Consider the following 267-nt stretch of genomic DNA (forward strand, 5'->3'; position numbering starts at 1 on the left):
CCCAACTACCATCGGCGCTGAAGAGCTTAACGATCGTGTTCGGCATGGGAACGAGTGTGACCTCTTCGCTATCGCCACTAGATTATGTTTGAAAGAAATCATTCCTTCAAAACTAGATAACACACATCTCGTTCTCATCTTGAGATACTTCCTTGATTAACTCCGTGCAGCTTTGCATCGAGGAAGCCTGCTTCAGAGCGTTACTAGTAGACGCAGATGCACATATACCAACTAACCTATTTTAAACTTTTTATTTAAAATACAAAA

Annotated in this window: 1 rRNA gene; it reads right to left on the reverse strand. The window is 41.2% G+C overall.

Going from position 1 to position 267, the window contains the following annotated elements:
• Positions 1–82, reverse strand: a 5S ribosomal RNA gene (gene rrf / locus DS745_RS24350); the annotation flags it as partial.
• Between the last annotated feature and the right edge of the window lie 185 nt (positions 83–267).

It is taken from the genome of Anaerobacillus alkaliphilus (genome assembly GCF_004116265.1).
Lineage (GTDB): Bacteria > Bacillota > Bacilli > Bacillales > Anaerobacillaceae > Anaerobacillus > Anaerobacillus alkaliphilus.